Consider the following 19897-nt stretch of genomic DNA (forward strand, 5'->3'; position numbering starts at 1 on the left):
ACGCGCCGGGCGGCCCCCGCGCTCAGCCCGAGCAGGCGAGCGGGAGGGCCGCCGCGGCCGTGGCGGCCCGGACCGCGAGGACGACCGGATCCGTGCACTCCGGGCGCGGGGCCTCGGTCGGCCGGCGGAGGGCGTCGAGCAGCCAGGTCACCGCGGGGTCCGCCGGGCGCCGGGGACCGGTGTCGGCGAGCGCGTACCCGTGGACCGGGAACAGCCCGAGGACCCGGCGCCGTACGGGCACCAGCAGGCCCTGGTCGAGCAGCTGGTCCCGGGTCCCCTCCAGAACGTCCGGGCCCAGCCGCTCGACCCAGCCGCGCGGCCCGCGTCCCCGCTCGGCGAACAGCAGCCGTTCGAGGACGAGGTCGACGACCGGGTCGGGGCAGCGCCGTGCGCCGCGGACCACGATCTCGTCGTGCGAGACGCTGATCCTTCCCTCCAGGGCGAGTTCGAGGAGGGCGGCGCCGGCCGCGCCGAACCCCAGCTCCGTCCGGAACATCCGGGAGCGCAGCCTGGGGTCCTCGTGGGCGGCCAGGACCAGCCGGGCGGGCAGCGAGCACCGCGGTGCCGGTGGTGGCGCCATGCGGGTCAGACGCCCAGTCGCTGCTTGACGTCGGCGAAGAACGGGATGTGCCGGTAGTCCTTGGCCGCCTCGTCGTAGTCGGTGTAGGCGTTGGTGAACGCCAGCAGGCCGGCCTTGACGTCCGCCACGGACTCGCTGTGGATGCGCCGTTCCACGGTCACGATCTCGTCCAGGAAACGGGCCAGCACCGCGGGGAGCTCGGGCGCGAGGTGGATCCGGTCACCGCGCAGGGCGATGCCGCCGTTCTCGGACAGGTAGTTGAAGAGCAACTGGGAGGCGACGGCGTCGTAGTTGGGCCGGGGGATGCCCTCGACCGCGTAGCGCAGCAGGCGCTCCGCGAGCATGTACTCGTAGGCGCGCCCGGCCTCGTCGGCGGGAAGCTCGTCGTCGTTCAGGCAGACCAGCATCGAGGAGACGTCGACGCGGAGCTCCTCCAGGCCGGCGAGCGGCTTGAGCTTCTTGGCGTGGAGGTAGTCGGGAATGGGCATGTCGCCCTGCCGGTGGTGGAACTCGTGCAGCCGCACCCACCAGGCGGAGGCGGATTCGACGAGGTCGTCGTCGGCCCCCTGGATGAGCGGGAAGCTGCCCGGCGCCATGACCGCGTCGATCATCTTGCGGGTGATGCGGTTGTGGCGTTCCACGAACTTGTTGATGAAATAGAAGATCAGGTCGTCCGGGTCCTGACGGCCGTCGAGGTGGTTCTCCGGGAACAGCGCCACGACCACCCGGGATTCGAATCCCTCGGAGCACGCGGTGATGTTCACCGGCATGGTGTTGCTGGCGTACCGCTCGGCCAGCAGCGGGTGGGTCGGCAGCGTCTCGTAGGTCAGGTAGTCCAGGGACAGCCGGGGGAAGTACGAGGCATCGAAGTACGAGAAGATGTGCTGGTCACGACGGCTGTTGACATGGGCCTTGGTACGCAGCAGCCGGGGCTCCTCCGCGAACCCGCGCAGGTCCTCCATGAGGGCCCGCGCGATGGGCTGTTCACGCAGATGCGGGGATTTCTCCATCTGTTTCAGCAGTCCGTCGAGGAATTCGGGGTCGCGTGGGTCCGCGCTTCTGTCCAGGCCCTTGCGTATTCCGTCGACCTCGTCGATGACCCGCTTGATCTCTTCACTCATGTCACTCGCCCCTTCCGGTGGTGGGATAGTTCTGGCGTTTCCAGTACTCCAGGCCGCCGATCATCTCTTTGACCCGGAATCCGGCGGCCGCGAGCGCGGCCGCCGCCTTCGTGCCGGCGTTGCAGGCGGGACCCCAGCCGAAGGTCACGTAGAGGAGTTCGGGGTCGAGCGCGCCGAGGACGTCGGCGGTCATCGTGGGGTGCGGAACGCTGCGCGCGCCGGGAAGCGTCTCCTCCCGGTACGCGGCCTCCTGCCGGGCGTCGATCAGGACGAAGCCGGCCACCCCGTCGGACACGTCGTGGTGGACGTCGAAGGGGTCCGTCTCACAGGCCAGCCGGGCCCGGAGGAAGTAGTCGAGCGCCTGGCCGGGCTCGGCGGCGGGGACGGCCAGAACCCGGGACGCGGGCTGTGGCCGTCGGGTCGTTGTCGGTGCCGCGGCAGTGTCAGCCATCCGTGTCATCCATGAAGGTCATCCATCCGTTTCATCCATCCGTGTACTCCGTGTCGTCGGAGTCGGCGGCGTTCGCTTCGGCCGCTGTGGACGCGGCGCTCGCGTCGTTCTCGGCGAGCCAGCCCTCGATGAGGAACTTGCCGATGGAGTCGGCGCGGTAGACGTGCCCGGCGTCGATGCGGGCCCGCAGTTCCGCCGCCGTGAACCACCGCGCGTCCACCACCTCGGCACCGTCGACACGGACGGTGTCCGTGGCGGCCTCGGCGCGGTACCCGACCATGAGGCCCGCCGGGAAGGGCCATGCCTGTGAGCCCTGGTAGACGACGGACTTCACCTGGACGCCCGCCTCCTCGAAGGCCTCGCGCCGCACGGCGTCCTCCAGGCTCTCGCCGATCTCGACGAAGCCGGCGAGGGTGCTGAAGGACTGCGGCCCGGACTGGGCGTGCCGTGCCAGCAGGCAGCGCCGGGGCTGACCGGCCAGCTCGATCAGCATGATCACGGCAGGCTCGATGCGCGGGAAGAGGAGCTTCCCGCAGTCGCGGCAGACCCGCAGATGGCCGCCGTCCCTGGAGTCGGCGGGACCGCCGCAGGCACCGCAGAACCGCTGGTTGCGGTGCCAGTGCAGCAGGCCGCGCGCGTAGGCGAGCAGTCCGGCCTCGGCCGCGGTGATGCCGGCGACGAGCTGCCGGACGTCCTGGACGGCGTCGGCGCCGGCCAGGTCGCGGGCCCGGTCCTCCTCCAGTGCGGACAGGTCGGCCGCGAAGACCGCCTCGTCCCCGTCGAGTCCCAGGAACACCGCCTCGGCGGCCTGGTCGAGCAGCTCGGCCGCGTCGGCGACCCTCCGTACCACCGGTGTCCCGCCCCGCGTGAGGCACTGGTCGCGCCAGAGCGGGAGCACCCGGGTGCCGGGACGGGACGCCTGCGAAGCGACCCAGGCCGCGTCGGATCGGCGGTCGCCGGCCCGGTCCAGTTCAAGTCCGGTGTAGTGCACGGAGGGACTCCTGTCGTTCATGTCAGGTCGGCTCGGCTCACCCCTGGCCGCGCCACCGCGCCGGCGTCACGCGGGGTGACGGCGGCGCCCAGGGAGGCGAACTCGGCGGCCAGATCGGCCGGGCAGTCGTCCAGGAGACCGGCCACAGAGTCCCACACCACCCGGGCCGCCCTGACCAGCAGATCGTCCTGGGGCGGCGTCAGATAGTGCTGGAATCCGAGCATCTCGAGCGGCGCCGCGACCGCGACCAGCACGTGGTCGGGCAGCTCGATCAGCCAGCCGTCGAAGCGGTCCGCCTCGACGATGCGGCCGACGGTGGCGCGCAGCGACTCCATGTCCACGTCGTCCGCTTCGCGCGCGCGTCGCAGCACGGCGTCAGACCTCGTCCGTGTAGCGGATCGGCGTGTAGCCGGCCAGCTTCTCGAAGTCCCGGTAGAGGGTCTCGTAGTCCTTGTTGCGGACGAGGAAGGTGCCGCCGTTGTCGATGAGCGAGGCGCCCTGCTTGATCTCCTCGCCGAGCTCCACCTTCCACTTCATCGTGAAGTCGCTCTCGACCTCCGGGTCCAGGAGCTGCGCGACGACGCCGGGACGCTTGGGGATCACCGCGTCGAAGCAGTACATCTGCTCCTGGTCCCACGGGTGGCTGCGCACTCCGGCCTCGATCTCGAAGGCCAGGTTGAGCAGCGCGACCGCGTAGTTCTCCTGCATGGCCGCGAGTCCGGCCAGACCCTTGAACCGGGCGCCGACCTCCAGGAAGACCAGCTCGTCGTCCTTCGTGTGGAAGAGCTCCAGGTGGCTGCCGCCGTCCAGCCGGCCGAGCGCGTCCAGGACGGTCTCGGTGAAGGCCACCATGCGGTCGACCCGGGGGTCGGAGTCGATCAGGTTGATGTCGGCGTTGACCCGGCCCTTCTGCACCTCGGTGGAGTTGACCAGGTACTCGGTGACCCCGCGGAAGACCGTCTCGCCGTTCTGCGTCACCAGGTTGACGCTGTACATGGTGCCGTCGATGTGCTCCTCGTACTCGTACGAGCGCCCGAGGTCCGCCGGCAGGGCGAAGAACTCCTCCGCGGTGAAGACCTTGTGGACACCGTCGGCGGAGGCCGCGTCGACGGGCTTGAGCACGAAGGGGAGGCCGACCTCGGCGACGATCCGGTCCAGGTAGGCCACCGGGTCCGCCGCGCGGGCATCGGCGTCGAAGCGGCCGAACCTCGGCACCCGCAGGCCGGTGTCCGCCAGCCGCTCCTTCATCAGGCACTTGTCCCGGTAGGGCAGCAGCTCGTCGTAGGTGGGGCCGGGCAGTCCCAGCTCCTCGCGCAGTTCGCCCGTCAGCAGCAGGTTTCGCTCGTCGAAGCAGTGCAGGGTGAGTTCACCGGGAGCGCACTCCGCGGCGATCTTGCGCACGAGGGCCCGTACGGACGCCGGGTCCGCGATCGACGACTCGGTGTACGAAGGGTCGTCGAGGCCGCACGGGACCACGTGGATCTCGTGGAAGTAGTTCCGCTCCTCCTGCGAGACGTTGGCGCTGTCCTGCTCGGAGAAGATGCCGACGAACCGCACCTGGTCCGGCTCCACCAGCAGGTCGTGGCGGAACACCCCGAAGCCCCGGGTCGAAATCACGACGACCGTCTTCATGCGCTTTCTCCTGTCATCGTCTTGGTCTCGTCGGACGTCCCGGTGGTCCCGGCCGTCTCGGACGTCTTGGTCCTCACTCGCTTCTCCAGGGCGAGGAGCAGCGGGATGGCCAGCAGGCTCAGCGAGGCGAGGAAGACCATCGGCAGCACCTCGCCCCGGGCGAGGAGGAAGGTCAGCAGTCCCGGCGCGACGACCTCGCCGACGGTCCAGGACAGCTGGTAGGTGGCCAGGTAGCGGCCACGGATGGTGCTGGGGGCCATCGACACGCTCAGGGTGTCGAGGGCGGGGAAGGCGATGACCTCGCCGAGGGTGAAGACGACCATCGCGAGGAAGAGCCCCACGTAGGTCACCGCGTCCGGCGTCACGTAGAGGACGGCGAAGAGGACGAACGCGGCGGCGTTGAGCACCGCGGCGAGCATCACGGCGCGCGTCATCCGGGAGGACTCGGCCTTGCGGGCGACCAGGGTCTGGGTCAGGGAGACCTGGATCGCGTTGACCACGATCAGCGTGCCCGCGGTCCAGGCGGGCATCTTCAGCGCGTCGACGATGTAGATCGCCAGCAGCACCTTGATGAGCATCTGGGCGAACACCATGGTGGCGTTGACCCCGATGAGCAGCGTGTACGAGACGTCCCGCAGGACCGTTCCGTAGCCGGCCCGGGGCTGCTCCGGCGGGGCGGCCCGCTCCTCCGGGGCCGCGTCGAGGATCACGTCGGCGGTCGCCTGCGGCGTCTCGTGCGAGGTCTCCTGGGGTGCGGGCCGCCAGGTGTAGAGAAGGGTGGCCGCGAGGACGTAGCTGGCCGCGTTGCCGATGACGATGGCGTGGAGCGCGGTCCCCTCCCCCAGCGTGAAGGCGAAGGCGGCGAGCGCGCCGCCGATGCCCATCGCCGTGTTGCGCAGGGCCGTCATGAAGCCGAACCAGGTGGTGCGCCGGTCCTCGGGGGCGGCGAGCACCACCAGGCCGCTGCTGGACGTCCAGTACGTGGTGTGTCCCACCTGTACGAGGAAGACCACGATCACGATCTGCCACACGGAGTGCGCCATGAGGAAGCCGAGGTAGCCGAGGACCGAGACCAGGTTGCCCCAGGCCGCCGTGCGACGGGCGGTGAACCGGTCGATCAGCGGGCCCACGATCATCGACGTGGGCAGGGCGAGGAGCCGAGCCAGGGTCATCGCGGCGCCGATCGCGGCCAGCGACACCGAGGTGGTCCGGGCGAAGTACACCACCGTGAACGCCAGGATCAGTCCGGTGCCGAGGCTGTCGATCAGACTCGCGGAGACGAACTTTCCGTGCCCCTTCAACCGTGGGATGCCGAGTTTCCGGCCTATCGACTCGGGTTCGACGGTGGTTGCCACTTCCTGGCTCTCTCTCGCTTCGGTTCGTGCCTGACGGGTGCGGGTCAGCCCTGTTCGGGCCGGGTGACCACGCGGATCCGGTCGAGGAGGCCGTCGCACCGCTCGATGGCGGCCGCGGTGTCCTCGGCGGTGACGAGGACCTGGACGTGCCGGCCGTAGTTGTCGGTCATCGGGCTGATGACGTCGCCGGGCGCGAGGTACACGTCGACCCCGAGGACGCCGGGCAGTGCGCGGACCTCGTCCACGCCCTCGATGGACTCGACGACGCCGGGCCGGCCGTTGACCCACTTCGTCGCGCCGCCGAGCACCGCCCGGGGCCGCTCGTGCAGTTCGGTGACCAGGCGGAACGGCCAGCCGGCCGCGTACTGCTCCAGGTCGACGCCGTGGGTGACGGCCATGAAGTCGAGCAGCCGGTCACCGGCCACCCGGTCGTGGCCCTCGATGATCCGCGGGCCCTTGGAGGACAGCTTGATCTCGGTGTGGCCGACGCCGTCCTTGAGTCCGATGGTCGTCAGGAAGCCGACGACGTGGTCCACGATGGTCCGCTCGTCCTCGGGGTCGAGGATCGCGGGCAGCGCGTGGCCCATCTCGACGACGCCGTCGTGGAACTTGCCGGTGACGGAGACGACGATGTGGCGGCCCGCGAAGGAGAACGACTCGACGCTGTACTCGACGCCGTCGATGTACTCCTCGGCGATGAAGGAGGTGACGGGGTAGAACGTGGCCATGGGCAGGTCGTCGCGGTCGCGCAGCCCGGCCAGCTCCGCCCAGGCGGCGTCGGCCTCGTCCGGGCCCTCGATGATGGCGATGCCGCGGCTCGCGGTGCCGTCGAGCGGCTTGACGATCACCGGGTAGCCGTGGCGGGTGCCGAACGCGCGGATGTCGTCACCGGACTTGACCTCGGCGCAGCCCACCGACTCGAAGCCGCTGTGGTGCAGCCACTCGCGCATCCGGAGCTTGTCGTGCAGGCGGTTCGCCACCTCGTAGGAGGTGCCGACGAGGCCGAGCCGGTCGTTGAGCCGGCCGGCCAGCTCGGTGGCCTGCTCGACCAGCGTCATGACGGCCGTGAAGCCGTACGCCTCGTGGGCGGCGCGGACGATCGGCCAGGTCACGTCCCAGTCGAGGTAGTCGACCAGGAGCAGCGCGTCGGCCGCCTCGGCCTGCCCGGGCAGCAGCCGCTCCTTGTGCTGGAGGAGGACGACGCGCAGGCCGAGCGCCTTCGCCTTCTCAATGGCCTGCAGCCGCCCGCCGATGATCAGGATCGTGTTCATGCTGGCTGTTCCTCCGGTGGTCACGGGGTGGCGGTGGTCGACGTGGCGGGGGCGGCGCCCGTGGTGGTCCGCCGGTCGTCCTGAGCCTCGTCGTAGAGGGCCTCGACGATCACGTCGAGTCCGGCCGTCAGGCTCTCGTCGGACACGATCAGCGGCGGGAGGATCTTGATGACCTCGCTGTCCCGGCCGCAGGTCTCCACGATCAGACCGCGCTCGAAGCAGCGGCGGGAGATCTTCGCGCCGGAGATGCCGGCGGCGCTCACGTCGATGCCCCAGATCAGCCCGAGACCCCGGACCGAGGCGCGGAAGCGGGCGGTCACGTTCTGCTCCAGGTACTCCGCGACCAGGTCGCCCTTGCGGCGCACCTCGGCGCCGAACGCCTCGCCCGCGCCGTCCGCCCAGTGGGTGCGGATGGTCTCCGCGGCGGCGACGAACGCGAGCTGGTTGCCGCGGAAGGTGCCGTTGTGCTGGCCCGGCTTCCACACGTCGTACTCGGGCTTGACCAGCAGCAGCGCCATGGGCAGGCCGTATCCGCTGATCGACTTCGAGAGGGTGATCAGGTCCGGCCGGACACCCGCGCGTTCGAAGGAGAAGAAGGTGCCGGTGCGGCCGCAGCCGACCTGGATGTCGTCGACGATCATCAGCACGCCGTGGGTGTCGCACCAGGTCCGCAGGCCGACGAGGAACTCGGTCGGCGCGACGTACACGCCGCCCTCGCACTGCACCGTCTCGACGATGACCGCGGCCGGCTTCTCGACGCCCGAGCTGCTGTCCGACACCAGCCGGTCGAGCAGGTCGAGCGAGTCGAACGGGCCCATCGGGGAGTCGGGGAAGGGGATGTGGGTCGTCTTCGGCAGGGTGGCGTGCAGGCCGGCCTTGTAGAACTCCGAGCCGACCGCGGCCAGTGCGCCGGTGCTCACCCCGTGGAAGCCGCCGCCGAAGGCGACGACGTTGGTCCGCCCGGTGACGAGCCGGGCGACCTTGAGGGCGGCTTCGACGGCGTTGGTGCCGGAGGGGCTGCAGAACTGGACCCGGTGGTCCAGCCCGCGCGGCGCCAGGACGTGTTCCTGGAACGTCTCCAGGAAGTCCTGCTTGGCGGTGGTCGCCAGGTCGAGGGCGTGGGTGAGGCCGTCGCGCTCGATGTAGTCGATCAGGGCGCGCTTGGCGAACGCGGGGTTGTGGCCGTAGTTCAGCGCGCCCGCTCCGGCCAGGAAGTCGAGGTACCGGGTGCCGTCGGCGCCCGTCACGAACTCCTGCTGGGCGGTCTCGAAGGTGGCGGGGAAGGACCGGGAGTACGAGCGGACCACCGACTCCCGGGTGTCGAACACGGCGGCCGGGCCGCTGTCCTGCGTCATGACTGCCTCTTCGTGCGTGCGGGTCACCGCGGGCCTCCGGTCGGCGTCGGGGCCGGGAGGTCCCGGCCTATGTGGCGGGAGTGGGCGACGACGTTGCGCGGGTGGTCGCCCACGGGCTCGCCGTTGACGACGACCTCGCACCGCGCCTCGAGGCCGCGCCGGTGCGCCTCGGACGCCGTGTCGCCGGTGACGATGAACATGCCGACGGCGTCGAGCTGGTCGGCCCGGCCGCTGAGCTTCTCGCCTCGGGTCTTGCTGGCGCGGGCCGCGAGGGCGTCGGCGGGGAACTCGATCGAGCGGAACTCGGTGGTCCCCGGGCGCGGCATCACGAGCATCTCGACGGCGAACCGGTGGGTGCGCTCGGTGAAGGACAGATCGGGCCGGATGCCGCAGCCGACGTCGACCAGCACCTCGGCGAAGTCGACCCCGTAGGCCGCGCCGGTGGCGACCGGGGAGGCGAAGCCGGCGGAGCGGGGGTTGAAGTCGATCAGCTCGGCGGTCCCGTCCTCGGCCACCATGAACTCCAGGTGGGTGCCGCCGTGGTGGAAGCCGAGGGCTTCGTGGACGGCGCGCGAGGTCTCGACGATCCGGTCCATGTGCGGGTGGAAGTAGGGCAGTTGCGTGCCCTGCTCGACCACCGGGTCGGAGGCGAGCACGTAGCGGCCGGTGAGGGCGACGAAGCCGACCTCGCCGCGGTGCACCATCGACTCGACGGACAGCAGCTCGCCCTCCGCTCGCTCCTCCAGGACGAAGGCGCCGTGGGCCCGGATGTAGTCGCGCATCAGGGGGTTGACGACCTCGGTGCGCTCCACCGTCTCCATCGCCGCGCGGAGTTCCTCGGGCGAGGACACCTCGAAGCACAGGGCGCTGCCGGTGCCGTTGGCGGGCTTGAGCACGGCGGGCCGGTCGAAGCCCCAGGTCTCCCAGGCGAGCGCCTCGTCGAGCGGGGCCGTCCGCAGGGCGGTCAGGCCGGCCTCCTGGAGCCGGGCGCGGACCTGCGCCTTGTCGAGGATGCGGCGCAGGGTCGCGGGGTCGGTCGTCGGCAGGCCGGCGAGCTCGCGGAGGGCGGCCTGGTGGGGCAGCGCCCCCTCGAACACGCTGTGGGTGCCGACGATCTCGTAGCGGTTGACCAGGTACTTCAGGAGCGGCTCGACGATGGTGGGGTCCGTCCAGGAGGCGACCTGGACGTACTCGTCGACCAGCCCGTCCGGCACGGTGAACGGGCCCTCGGAGCACAGCGGGTTGCGGTTGAGGGCGACGATCTCGAAACCGCGGGCCTTGGCGGCCTGCGCGGTGACGAGCATCGCGTTCATCATCTCGAAGAGTACGAACGCTCTTCTGCGGGGCATCGGGTGCTCACTTCCCTGCCGGAACCGCGACGGCCCCGATGTCGGTCCGGTAGCGCATGCCGGGGAACCCGATGCGCTCGATCTGGCCGTAGGCGCGGGCGCGCGCCTCCTCGGGCGTGGTGCCGGCGCCGACCACGTGGAGCACCCGGCCGCCCGTGGTGCGCGGGGTGCCCGCGGTGTCGAGCCGGACGTTCGCGCAGAAGACGACGGCCTCGGCGGGGTCGACGCGGTCCAGCCCGCTCACCGCCTGGCCGACGGCGAAGGGGCCGAACGGCCAGCCGGCCAGGGCGTCCGCGGACCCCGGGTCGAGGCTGCCCTGGACGAGGGCGACCGAGCAGCGGGCCAGGCCGTCGGTCTCCAGCCGGTGCCGGCCCAGCTCGCGGGCGAGCACCGCCTCGCACAGCGCGGTGAAGTCGCTGCGCACCCCGGGCAGGACGACCTCCGCCTCGGAGTCGCCGAAGCGCGCGTTGATCTCGATGACGACGGGGCCGCGCGGGGTGAGCATGGCGCCGATGTACACGAACCCGGTGAAGTCCAGGCCCTCGGCCCTGAGTCCGCGCAGCAGCGGCTCGACCAGGGCGGCCCGGAGCTCCTCGCGCAGCTCCGGGCTGTCGTCCGGGTGGGGCGCGACGGAGCCCATGCCGTCGCAGTTCTTGCCGGCGTCGTTCTCCAGGGTGCGCTTGTAGTCGAGCCCGGTGGGGAACAGCAGGGCGCTGTCCCCGTCGAGCAGCGCGAACACCGAGATCTCGGGTCCGGTCAGGCGTTCCTCGACGACCAGCCGCAGTCCCTCGCCGCACTCGCGGGCGAATCGGTCGACGGCCGCCTCCGCTTCGGCCGTCGAGTCGCAGACCACCGAGCCGTCGCCGTCGGGGGTCAGCCCGTCGGTCTTGACGACGCAGCGGTACGGGAGGGTCCGCAGGTACTCCTTGGCCTTCTCGGGGTCGGTGAAGACCTCGAACTCGGGCACGGGGATGCCGTGGTCGGCGCAGAACTCCTTGCCGCGGGTCTTGCTCGACTCCAGCGCAGCGGCGGCCCTCGTGGGGCCGACGACCCGGTGTCCGGCGCGGCGCAGCTCGTCGACGTATCCCAGGGACAGGGCGTCGATGTTGGAGACGAAGACGAAGGAGACGGGGTGCCGCTCCAGGAACGACAGGGCGCTGGCCGGGTCGGTCAGCGAGACCGACGGGGCGGGCACGATGCGCGGGTGGTCGATCACGTCGCAGCCGGGGCCGTAGTAGACGGTCACGTCCGGGTCGGTGCGGGTGAACAGGTCGCAGATCGCGTGGCCGCGTCCGGTGCTGTCGACGACGAGGATCTTCTTCATGGACCTTGCTCGTGTGGTCACGGGGTCACCCCGCCGTCGACGGGGTGAGGGGGGCGGACGGCACGGCGGTCCAGTCACGGACGCTGTTGCCGACGTAGACGTGGGTGAGCAGGCCGCCCCACGCCTCGTAGTAGCGGTCGGCGTTGCCCTCCGCGAGGTCGTCGTTGCGGACCCAGGAGGAGTTCGCCCAGTCGCACTTGGGCCGGACGTGGTGCAGGTCGTGCTGCACGGTGTCGCCGACGAGGATGCACATCCGGTACGGGGCGTACAGCAGCGTCATCCGCAGCCACCAGCCGGTCCAGGCGGCGAGCCGGCCGGCCGCGCCCAGCGCCGCGGTGTCCGGGACGGACTCCCCGCAGAACCGGCCGAAGGTCAGCTCGTCGCGCTGTGCCTTGGTGAGCCGCTCGGCGTTGTCGTGGATCCACCAGCGGTGCTCGCTGAGCGTGTAGAGCAGGGTCTGGTTCTGGAAGAAGAACGTCAGCGGGACGAACCAGAGCAGCAGCCACTGCGCCCACCAGCCGGTGACCGCGAGCAGGGCGACGGTCGCGGCCAGGAAGCCGTAGGCCATCGCCATCCGGTACAGCGGCGACCGGGTCAGGAAGTTGGCCCGGATCCGGCTGAACAGGAAGGACCAGTGGTGCCGGGGCGAGAGCACCGCGCGCAGCAGGTAGCCGCGGAACTCCCGGCGGCTCAATCCGGGCCGGGCGCCGGTGCTCTGCAGGTACAGCGTGTCGCCGTCCTTGAGGGAGCAGGGGAAGGCGTGGTGGGTGAGGTGCTCCTGGCGGTTGCCGTCGAAGGGCGGGCGCCACAGCAGGGTGGTGATCAGTTCGCTGACGACCCGGTTGCCCTCCTTGGAGGCGGTGAACATCCGGTGCAGCGTCTGGTGGACGACGACGACGTCCAGCCGCCGCATGCCGCCGGCGGTGACCGGCCAGCTGATCAGCAGCACCGGGACGAGCACGTACCAGGGCTGGGTCAGGGCCCAGGCGCCGGCGGCGACGGACACGGCGGTCTGCACCGCGCCGGCGATCAGGGCCAGGGTGGGGCGCCACATGACGCGGGGCGCGGCGCCGGCCAGCGGCACGCCGGTCACCCAGGTCAGGAAGGGTTGCACGACGCGCGGCAGGCCGCGCATCGTCTCGCGTGGTTGCATCGTTGGCTCCTCGGTGGGCGACCGGGGCGTCAGCCGGCGTCTCGCGGATCGCGGACGCCGCCGAAGAGGGCGTCGTTGGTCTCGTGCGTCATGGGGCGGCTGAGGTCGTCCTCGCTGGCCAGCGTCATGTTGACGATCGTGCGGCGGCCGTCGCCGCGGATCGGGTACACGCGGTGCATGGTGGTGTTGGTCTTCACGACGTACGCGTCGCCGGGCTCCAGCGCGTAGGAGCGGACCTGGCTGCTGATCAGCGCGCCGTGGACGTCGGGGTTCTCCTTGTCCCAGGAGGTGTGCGAGACCGCCTGGACGAAGCCGCCCTCGGTGTAGTGCGGGGCCTCGAGGACGAGGATGATGCCGTAGGTGTAGTCGTCCCAGTGCCAGCCGTGGGTGTCGCCCGACTTCAGCAGGCGGCTGATCACGTAGTGCTCGCCGGCGTAGGGGCAGGTGTGGACCTTCTCGCCGACGACGCGGGAGACGAGGTCGAGGACCTGCGGGGAGAAGTAGAAGGCGTCGATCAGCGGGCCCTCGTCCTTGATGACGGGCTGGCCGACGGTGGTCATGCTGCGCGGGGTGCCGTCGGTGATCTCGAAGGTGAGGTCGTGGCTGACGCCGTAGCGGTCCATGATGCCGAATGCCTCGTCCCGGATCGGACCGAAGAGTTCCGGCGGAAGCAGTCCGCGAAGCGGCACGATGTGTTCCGCTGCGAATTTCTCACGTATTTCAGCCGTCGCCGCGGCGTCGAACTTCTCGGCGAAGTGGCGCCCCAGCAGGCCGTCCACCTCTTCCGCGGCCACGTGCACCGCACTTCCGTCGATCGTCATGCGTTCCCCCTCGTCGATTTTTTCGTGCGATTTCGGTGCGTTGCGGAGCGATCAGAGTCCGGCGGCGTCGGACGGACGCGTGAATTCCAGCGCGTGGACCATGAAGCGCTCGCCCTCGAATTCGGCGCGGCCGTCGGCCCGCAGCTTTTCGAGGTGGCCGAGCATGATGTCCTTGTGTTCCGCGTAGCTTTCCAGCGGAATGTCCATCTCGCAGACCTCGATGGTGCGCACCTCGTAGCCCTTGTCGCGCATCTCGGAAATCGTGCGCGCCACGTCGGCGAGCGAGGAGTGGGCCATGACCAGCCGGCCGCCGGGCACGAGCAGGTCGTCGATCCGGGCGACGACGGCGTCGTACATGCCGCGGCCCTCGCGGCCGGCGACCAGGGCGGTCTCCAGTCCGCTGTCGGTGGAGTAGCGCGGGTCGTACGGCAGGTGCGGCGGGTTGGTCACGACGAGGTCGGCCTTCTCGACCGGCGCGAAGGTGGCGAGATCGGCGGCGACGCAGGTCACGCGGTTGACGTCGAGCCCGTTGCGGGCGACGTTCGCGAGCGTGTCCCCGGCGGCGGCGGCGTTCACGTCCATGGCCGTGACGTGCGAGGCGCCGCCCGCGAGCAGGGCGACCGTGTACAGGCCCGAGCCGCAGCCCAGGTCGAACGTGGTGAGGCCGCGCGGGTCCGGGGCGCTCGGGTTGTTGAGGGCGGCGACCAGGCTCAGGCCGCAGTCGGTCGGGAAGAGCACCTCGGCGGGGTCCTCGACCTCGATGCGCAGCGGCCGGCCGCGGTACTCGAAGACGCCGTAGGCGGGGCGGGCGGCCCAGAGGGTGCCCTTTCCTCCGACAGGCAGGGACCGTCGCTCGACCGGCGTCGTGATCGGGGCAGCACTCATCGCAGCCTAGAACCTTTCGTTGGTTGGGCAGAGTGGAGGAAGACGCGTCGAAACAGCCGGAATGCCATGGAGGCAATTCCGGAAGAAGGCATGCCGAATTACACGCGCCGGACACAGGGAACCGCCGGGGCGAAGAGCGCGTGAATCAGCCGGTACTCACCGGGAAACAGCGGGAGAACGCACGGCCGTGGGGAAACGGGCCGGCAGGGGGCGGGCTACGCGGCCCGCACCGTCAGAACATGGACCGAGACGCTTCGGAGACGCCGCAGAATCGGCGGGCGTGAGCTCGGTCGGGACGGTGGAGAAGCATGGGGGGTGTCGTGCTCAAAGTGACTGCCTCCGGGTGAGGGGTAAACCGGAATCGGAGCTTACGGACGCAGGTGGCGCCGTACAGGGCGGCCCAGGATGGTGATGCGCCGGTGAGCGCGGAGTCGTACTGGTTTCTGAGCCGTCGCAGAAACTAGTGATCGCGAAAGGAGTTCGTCAACCCTCGTCATTCATATTCTTCAACCTGACAAACTCCACGGCATTGCCTTTGGCATATGCAGAGAGGGCCGCACCCCGGTCGGTCGGGGTGCGGCCCTCGTCTAGCGTACGCGGAACTCAGACGGCGAGCTCGACGGTGATGTTCCCGCGGGTGGCCTTGGAGTACGGGCAGACCTGGTGGGCCTTCTCGATCAGGCTCTTCGCGGTCTCGGCGTCCACGTTCGGGATGGCGGCCGAGATCTTGACGATGATGCCGAAGCCGTCGTCGTTCTTGCCGATGCCGACCTCGGCGGTGACCGTCGAACCGGAGACATCGGCGTTCTCGTTGCGGGCGACGACGCCCAGCGCGCCCTGGAAGCAGGCGCTGTACCCGGCGGCGAAGAGCTGCTCGGGGTTGGTGCCGGCGCCGGACCCGCCCATGGCCTTGGGCGGGTTGACGACGACGTCGAGCTGACCGTCGTCGGTGGCGACACGGCCGTCGCGCCCGTTCTGCGCGGTGGCGATGGCCGTGTACAGGACGTCGGACTGCTGTATGGACATCCGGGTCTTCCTTCTCATGGTTCGCCGCGACTCGCGCCCACGATCGCGACGGCTGAGGGAAGACTAGCCGGTCACCGAGACGATCATCTTTCCGGTGTTGTCACCGCGGAGCAGGCCGAGGAAGGCGTCCACGCCGTTCTCGATGCCCTCGACGACGGTCTCGCCGTACTTCAGCTCGCCGGAGCGCAGCCAGCCGCCGACCTCCTGGACGAACTGGTTCTGCAGGCCGTAGTGGTCGCCGACGAGGACGCCCTGGAGGCGCAGCCGCTTTCCGATGATCATGGCCATGTTGCGCGGGCCGGGCACCGGCTCGGTGTCGTTGTACTGCGCGATCATGCCGCAGATGGTGGCGCGGCCGTGCACGTTCAGCGAGGAGATCGCGGCTTCGAGGTGGTCGCCGCCGACGTTGTCGAAGTAGACGTCGATGCCGTCCGGAGCGGCCTCGCGCAGCTGGTCGCGGACGGGGCCGTTCTTGTAGTTGAAGGCGGCGTCGAAGCCGTACTCCTCGACGAGGAGCTTGACCTTCTCGTCGGAACCGGCGGAGCCGATGACCCGGGAGGCGCCCTTGAGCCTGGCCATCTGGCCGACCTGGCTGCCGACGGCGCCGGCCGCGCCGGAGACGAAGACGGCGTCGCCCTCCTTGAAGGAGGCGACCTCGAAGAGGCCGGCGTAGGCGGTCAGGCCCGTCATGCCGAGGACGCCGAGGTAGGTGGAGAGCGGGGCGAGCTCCGGGTCGACCTTCGTGGCGTGCTGCGCCGGGACGTCGGCGTACTCGCGCCAGCCCAGACCGTGCAGCACGTGGTCGCCGACGGCGAAGCCCTCCGCGTTGGACGCGACGACGACGCCGACCGCGCCGCCGTCCATGGGGTGGTCCAGCTTGAACGGCGGGATGTAGGACTTCACGTCGTTCATCCGGCCGCGCATGTACGGGTCGACGGAGAAGTGGAGGTTCTTGACGAGGATCCGGCCCTCGGCGGGCTCGCTGACGGGCGTCTCGCGCAGGGCGAAGTCCGCCGGGGTGGGCCAGCCGTGCGGGCGGGCGACGAGGTGCCACTCACGGCTGGACGCGGGAAGTACGGACATCTGCACGGCCTCCTGGGAATGCTTCACTCTGAGAAAACTTCAGGTTGCCAATACTTAACAACCTGAAACAACCATGCCCCTGGATATTTCATGTTGTCAAGTATCTGGGTAGGATGTGACCCATGACCACCTCACCCACCGACCCCCTGACCCTCGAAGTCGTCGAGCTGATCGGCACGGTCGTGGCGCGGTACTACACGGAGTACGAGCAGGCGGCGGCCCAGCACTCGCTGACCGGCGCCCAGGCGCGGGTCCTCGGACTGCTCTCCCTGGAGCCGGTCCCCATGCGCAGGATCGCCCAGAAGCTCCGGTGCGAGCCGTCGAACGTCACCGGGATCGTGGACCGGCTGGAGACGCGCGGTTTGGTGGAGCGGCGCCCGGACCCGGACGACCGGCGCGTCAAGCTGGCCGCGCCCACCCCGGAGGGCCTGGAGACCTCGCGCCGGTTGCGCGAGTCCCTCGACTTCGCCCGGGAGCCGCTGAGCCGGCTCTCGGAGGCCGAGCGCGCGCTGCTGCGCGATCTGCTCAAGCGGATGCTGGGCGAGAACGTGCTCTGACGCCCCGCCGCGCGTGACCGCCGCTCAGACGCACCACCACAGGAACGGCGTGCAGGGCTTCTCCGTCGGGCTGGGCGTGGGCGCCGGCCCGGTGGTCGGCGGCAGACCGCCCGAAGCGGTGGAGGAGGGGTCGCGCGAGATCGTGGCGGTCGGAGTCGGCCCACCGGTCGACGAGGACGCGGAGGCCGTGGGAGTGCCCGAGGGCCCCGCAGGCCCTCCGCCGGAGCCCTGCGACCCGCCGCCGCCCGTACCGGAGCCGCCCTTGCCCGACCCGCCGGAGGCCGGTGCGCGTGTGGCGACGGGGGACGCCTCGACCGGCTTCTCGACGGGCGCCGGCCCGTCGGACTCCTCGGGGCTCTGCGAGGGCTCGGGCGGCAGCGAGCTCTCGACGATGTCCTCTTCCTGCACGGCGGTGGCGGCCCCGCCCTCGGCCGGCTGCTCCAGGACCGACTTCGCCAGGCCCAGCGCGCCGGCGGCCAGTACCACCCCCAGCGCCCCGACGAGGACGGCGCGGCCCTTGCGGCCGCGCGATCGGCGGCCTCGGCGCGCGGCGGCGCGTCCCGTGGCGGCGGGTCCGACGGCCGCGCGCCGGGCGGCACGCCGGCCCCCCTGGGTGGGGCGCGGAGGCTCGAGCAGGTCCAGTTCGTAGACGTGCTCGGCCTCGGCCGCGTGAGCGGTCGTGTGGGGCGATTCGTACCGAAGCTCCTCGACGGGGGTCCCGCACCCGGCACAGGCGAGGGCGCCGTTGAGATGCCGCCGGCACTGGTGGCAGTAGTCCATGGCGCCCGCAGGCTATGTCGCGCCCGAACACCGCAGGTACCCCTGAACGTGAGGATCCTGTAAGGAAACCGCAGGTCCACGGCGTGCCGTCACCAAAGTCCCGCTTCGGGCAGGATGGGCGGATGACGTCAGCCGAGTCTCCGGGGTCCCGTTTCGGCCCCCGCTCCCAGGCCCCCGCCGGACCGGACTTCGGACCGCGCGAGTTCCAGCTCGTGCTGCTGCGCCGGATGGCCGACCACCAGCCGGAACTGGTCGACGACGCCCGGCGGGCGCTGGGTGCGAGCCGGGCCGAGATGCGGGAGGCCAACCGCAGGTGGCAGGCGTGGGCCCATGCCCGCCGGGGTCCCGGCGAACTCCACCGGTACCGCAAGGCGCTCGGCGAGCCCGAGTCCCGCCACAGCGTCGAGGCGTACGCGTCCGAGGTGCTGCGCTGGCCGCTGCCGCTCTGGCCCGAGCTGCGCTGGGAGGTCATGGTGGGCCCGCTCGGCGGCCGCGCTCCCGTCGCGGTGTGGGGCTGCGGCCTGGTCCGCGCCCCCGGCCTCCCCTCCCCCGCACTGCGCACCGAGGACGATCTGCGGCCCTGGAGCTGCACGCTGGCCGAGGTCGGCAACGCCTTCCCGCCGGCCCGGCCCCGCGACGGCAGCGCCCCGACACGGCTGCGCCTCGACTTCACCCTCCCCGACGGCACCCCGCGCGCCGCCGAGTTCACCTGGGGCCTGCTGCAGCGCCTCCTGTGACCCGTACGACGCGGCCGGCACACCCGGCACGGTCACGCACGCCCCATCAGCCCCAGTGGCCTCTCACGACCCGTACGACACCTTGTCCGACGTGCCCGACGTGCCCGACGCGTCCGACACGTCGGACGCGTCGGACGCGTGATCCACTCTCAGCTCGTACGCCTCACGCCTCCCGCCTCACGCCACCCGGCAGTCACTTCTGCCTCTGCGAGCTCTCCCGCCTCGTCCGACACACCGTCAGCAGGCCCGGGCCCCCGGCCGGCGCAGCTCAGCGCGCGCCGCGCCGCGCGGAGGCGGACGATGCCAACAGGACCGCGTAGACACCGCGAACCACCTCGCTCCGTGCCAGCACCGCACTCCGGAGGACTTGCCGTGACCGTCAGTCTCGAACAGCTGCGCCGTTTCCATGTCGCCGTCGATCTCGGGGCCGCCCGGACCCGCGTCTTCGTCAAGGGCGCCGGCCTCGTCGTCGACGAGCCCAGCGTGGCCGCCGTGAACACCCGTACCGGAGCGCTGATCGCCGTCGGCGCGCTGGCGGAGAAGATGACCGGCCGCACCCCCGACTACATCCGGGTCACCCGGCCCGTCTCCGGCGGCACCGTCGTCGACATCGACATGGCCCAGCGGATGCTGCGCCACCTCCTCGGCGAGAAGCTCCGCCGCCAGCTGCGCCGCAAGCCCCGGCTGCGCGCCGCGGCCTGCACCCCGCACGACTCGGACCCGCTCGCGCAGCGCGCGGCCGTCGAGACCCTCGTCGGTCTCGGTGCCCGCCGGGTCGAGCTGGTCGACACCCTGATCGCGGCGGCCGTGGGCTGCGGACTCCCCGTCGAGCAGCCCACCGCGACCATGATCATGGTGTGCGGGGCCGCCACCACCCAGGTCGCCGTGCTCTCCCTCGGGGCGATCGTCACGGCCGAACGCATCCCGGTGGGCGGCGACGCGATCGACCACGCCGTCATCCAGCACCTGCGCCACCAGCACGAGCTGATGCTGCCCAGCCAGTCCGTCCGTCCGCTCCAACTCGCCCTCAGCGGCAACGGCCTGACCCTCCAGGGCCCCACCTTCACCGAGATCCACGGCCGCGACGTGGCCACGGGCCTGGCCCGTTCGGTGACCGTCGACACCGCCGCCGTGCGCGACGCCATCCACACCCCGCTCACCGCCGTCCTCGACGGCATCGGCAAGATCCTGCGCGAGTGCCCGCCTGACCTGGTCGCCGACCTGGCCGAGCGCGGCATCATGATGGTCGGCGGAAGCGCCCTGCTGCCGGGCCTCGACCAGATGCTGCGCGAGGCGACCGGGATGCCGGTGCACATCGCCGAGCGGCCCGACGTCTGCGCCATCCTCGGCCTCGGCGCGATGCTGGAGGGCAAGATCCAGGCGATGGTGCTCGACCCGCTGGCCGACACGGAGTGATCGTCGGATA

The 19897-nt window shown here is 71.0% G+C and carries 20 protein-coding genes; 3 read left to right on the top strand and 17 right to left on the bottom strand.

Translation table 11 applies throughout. The annotated features are described in order from the left end of the window. Positions 1-22: 22 nt before the first annotated feature. From ACGFZF_RS03250 to ACGFZF_RS03325, 16 genes are all read right to left on the bottom strand, one after another. Positions 23-580: a GPP34 family phosphoprotein gene (locus ACGFZF_RS03250; RefSeq protein ID WP_393550791.1), complete on the bottom strand. Its 558-nt coding sequence runs from the start codon at positions 578-580 to the stop codon at positions 23-25. A 5-nt stretch (positions 581-585) separates the two neighbouring features. Continuing rightward, on the bottom strand, positions 586-1701 hold the full coding sequence (locus ACGFZF_RS03255; protein WP_393550792.1) for a DUF6421 family protein: 1116 nt from the start codon (positions 1699-1701) through the stop codon (positions 586-588). Between the two features lies 1 nt (position 1702). After that, positions 1703-2152 carry a rhodanese-like domain-containing protein gene (locus tag ACGFZF_RS03260; protein WP_393550793.1) on the bottom strand — a complete coding sequence of 150 codons (450 nt, stop codon included), beginning with the start codon at positions 2150-2152 and terminating at the stop codon, positions 1703-1705. Between the two features lie 31 nt (positions 2153-2183). Further along, positions 2184-3164 carry an NAD(+) diphosphatase gene (gene nudC / locus ACGFZF_RS03265; protein WP_393550794.1) on the bottom strand — a complete coding sequence of 327 codons (981 nt, stop codon included), beginning with the start codon at positions 3162-3164 and terminating at the stop codon, positions 2184-2186. Continuing rightward, entirely contained in the window at positions 3161-3514 is a 354-nt protein-coding gene (locus ACGFZF_RS03270; protein ID WP_393550795.1) for a hypothetical protein, read from the bottom strand. Before ACGFZF_RS03270 ends, nudC begins: the two co-directional genes overlap by 4 nt. Positions 3515-3518: 4 nt before the next feature. After that, positions 3519-4775: an acetyl-CoA carboxylase biotin carboxylase subunit family protein gene (locus ACGFZF_RS03275; RefSeq protein WP_393550796.1), complete on the bottom strand. Its 1257-nt coding sequence runs from the start codon at positions 4773-4775 to the stop codon at positions 3519-3521. Then, a complete protein-coding gene (locus tag ACGFZF_RS03280; protein WP_393550797.1) occupies positions 4772-6130 on the bottom strand; it encodes an MFS transporter in 1359 nt (452 codons plus the stop codon). Before ACGFZF_RS03280 ends, ACGFZF_RS03275 begins: the two co-directional genes overlap by 4 nt. A gap of 44 nt (positions 6131-6174) precedes the next feature. Continuing rightward, complete coding sequence (locus ACGFZF_RS03285) at positions 6175-7401, bottom strand: ATP-grasp domain-containing protein (protein ID WP_393550798.1); 1227 nt, start codon at positions 7399-7401, stop codon at positions 6175-6177. A 20-nt stretch (positions 7402-7421) separates the two neighbouring features. Continuing rightward, complete coding sequence (locus ACGFZF_RS03290) at positions 7422-8756, bottom strand: aspartate aminotransferase family protein (RefSeq protein WP_393550799.1); 1335 nt, start codon at positions 8754-8756, stop codon at positions 7422-7424. A 23-nt stretch (positions 8757-8779) separates the two neighbouring features. Then, positions 8780-10105 carry an acetyl-CoA carboxylase biotin carboxylase subunit family protein gene (locus tag ACGFZF_RS03295; protein WP_393550800.1) on the bottom strand — a complete coding sequence of 442 codons (1326 nt, stop codon included), beginning with the start codon at positions 10103-10105 and terminating at the stop codon, positions 8780-8782. Positions 10106-10112: 7 nt separating this feature from the next. After that, the gene (gene purD / locus ACGFZF_RS03300; RefSeq protein WP_356773942.1) at positions 10113-11450 is read right to left on the bottom strand and encodes a phosphoribosylamine--glycine ligase; all 1338 of its coding nucleotides are present in this window, start codon (positions 11448-11450) and stop codon (positions 10113-10115) included. A 4-nt stretch (positions 11451-11454) separates the two neighbouring features. After that, positions 11455-12582, bottom strand: a complete 1128-nt coding sequence (locus ACGFZF_RS03305; protein WP_393550801.1) for a fatty acid desaturase — start codon at positions 12580-12582, stop codon at positions 11455-11457. Between the two features lie 29 nt (positions 12583-12611). Continuing rightward, on the bottom strand, positions 12612-13403 hold the full coding sequence (locus tag ACGFZF_RS03310) for a hypothetical protein (RefSeq protein ID WP_393550802.1): 792 nt from the start codon (positions 13401-13403) through the stop codon (positions 12612-12614). A gap of 51 nt (positions 13404-13454) precedes the next feature. Further along, positions 13455-14288 carry a methyltransferase gene (locus ACGFZF_RS03315; protein WP_393550803.1) on the bottom strand — a complete coding sequence of 278 codons (834 nt, stop codon included), beginning with the start codon at positions 14286-14288 and terminating at the stop codon, positions 13455-13457. A gap of 603 nt (positions 14289-14891) precedes the next feature. Next, complete coding sequence (locus ACGFZF_RS03320) at positions 14892-15314, bottom strand: organic hydroperoxide resistance protein (RefSeq protein WP_393550804.1); 423 nt, start codon at positions 15312-15314, stop codon at positions 14892-14894. Between the two features lie 63 nt (positions 15315-15377). Then, on the bottom strand, positions 15378-16397 hold the full coding sequence (locus ACGFZF_RS03325; protein ID WP_393550805.1) for an NADP-dependent oxidoreductase: 1020 nt from the start codon (positions 16395-16397) through the stop codon (positions 15378-15380). Positions 16398-16519: 122 nt separating this feature from the next. Here ACGFZF_RS03325 and ACGFZF_RS03330 point away from each other — a divergent pair, with 122 nt between their 5' ends. Then, positions 16520-16954 (top strand): MarR family winged helix-turn-helix transcriptional regulator, encoded by a 435-nt coding sequence (locus ACGFZF_RS03330; protein WP_393550806.1) that lies wholly within the window; start codon positions 16520-16522, stop codon positions 16952-16954. Positions 16955-16978: 24 nt separating this feature from the next. Here ACGFZF_RS03330 and ACGFZF_RS03335 read toward each other — a convergent pair whose 3' ends face one another. Then, positions 16979-17734: a hypothetical protein gene (locus tag ACGFZF_RS03335; protein WP_393550807.1), complete on the bottom strand. Its 756-nt coding sequence runs from the start codon at positions 17732-17734 to the stop codon at positions 16979-16981. A gap of 122 nt (positions 17735-17856) precedes the next feature. On the opposite strand from ACGFZF_RS03335, the gene ACGFZF_RS03340 reads away from it, so the two are divergent. Further along, positions 17857-18471 carry a hypothetical protein gene (locus tag ACGFZF_RS03340; protein WP_393550808.1) on the top strand — a complete coding sequence of 205 codons (615 nt, stop codon included), beginning with the start codon at positions 17857-17859 and terminating at the stop codon, positions 18469-18471. A 372-nt stretch (positions 18472-18843) separates the two neighbouring features. After that, a complete protein-coding gene (locus tag ACGFZF_RS03345) occupies positions 18844-19887 on the top strand; it encodes a rod shape-determining protein (RefSeq protein ID WP_393550809.1) in 1044 nt (347 codons plus the stop codon). Positions 19888-19897 lie beyond the last annotated feature (10 nt).

Source organism: Streptomyces sp. NPDC048338 (assembly GCF_043201055.1).
Taxonomy (GTDB): Bacteria; Actinomycetota; Actinomycetes; order Streptomycetales; family Streptomycetaceae; genus Streptomyces.